Here is a 1,065-nt window from a genome sequence, read left to right as displayed (position 1 = left end):
CAATGCTGAAGCGCACCAAGTTCGTAGCCATGAAATGTTTATCAACCAACTTGGTTGGCCGGTACTATCACCTCAACGCTATGTGCCACTAGATGGTGACAATGTGTTAGCGCTTGACGAAATTCAGGGGTACTACAAATTCATAAACCACGGTACTGCTGTAAACACCAGCGCCATTCGCTCAACCTATATTGCGCTTAATGCTGATAACTCAGTAACAGGAAGTGATAAAGGAACTTGGTACCCTAGCGACGATACTAATACCAATATTAAACTCGTTTTAGAGTCAGGTACTTACTTTGCTGTAGCAAAATGGCAATGGGATGATGCCAACAAAGCATTAGTCCCTACCCTTTCGGGTGTTTCTGCAGAAGGAGCAACGGTATGGGCAACAAAAGTCGATGATATAACCGCAACTAATGATATTTTAGCCACTGTTGCGCAAGCTTTAGATATTAAAACTGAATTAAGTATTACTGATGAAGGTTATTCATTACCTACACTTGCTAAAGATGGCGCACAGATCAGCTGGCAAAGTAGTGACGAATATTACATTGGGAGTGACGGTACAGTATTTATCCCCACCCCTGATCGCGGCAATAAATCCGTTGTGTTAACAGCTAATATTGAACTTAACGGGCAAACCACAAGTAAGACCTTTACGGTAAACTTAACTGCGCGCCCAGAATTTAAAAATGCGATTGCTCACTATTCATTTGAAAATGCCCTGACCGATGATTTAGGTAATTTAGCAACGGCCACAACCACGGACAATAACTTACTAAACACAGGTGCAGGTGTTGAAGCTTATGCTGCAGGTAAAAGCGGTCAAGCCTTTAGTTTTGATGGTGCTACAGGGGTTAGATTACCTGATAACTTAGTAACGACAGCACAGTACACTATTTCTTATTGGTTAAAACCAACGGTATTAACGGACTTTACACCATCGTTCTTTGCAGCAACAACCGCAGATAGATGGATGAGCTTGATCCCAGGTAACACTCACTTCACCACGACTCCTATGTTGTGGAGTAAATATTTAGATGATGCAGGTGTTGAACAATG

At 42.1% G+C, this 1,065-nt stretch carries 1 protein-coding gene; it reads left to right on the top strand.

Annotated features, from left to right (window positions below):
• On the top strand, positions 1-1,065 hold a 1,065-nt coding region (locus CWB85_RS20870; RefSeq protein ID WP_283235139.1), incomplete at both ends, for a lipocalin-like domain-containing protein.

The organism is Pseudoalteromonas sp. S1727 (assembly GCF_005886375.1).
In the GTDB taxonomy this organism is placed as follows: Bacteria; Pseudomonadota; Gammaproteobacteria; order Enterobacterales; family Alteromonadaceae; genus Pseudoalteromonas; species Pseudoalteromonas haloplanktis.
Note: the sequence above shows the minus strand (reverse complement) of the source record. Positions and strands in the feature narration are given on the sequence as shown.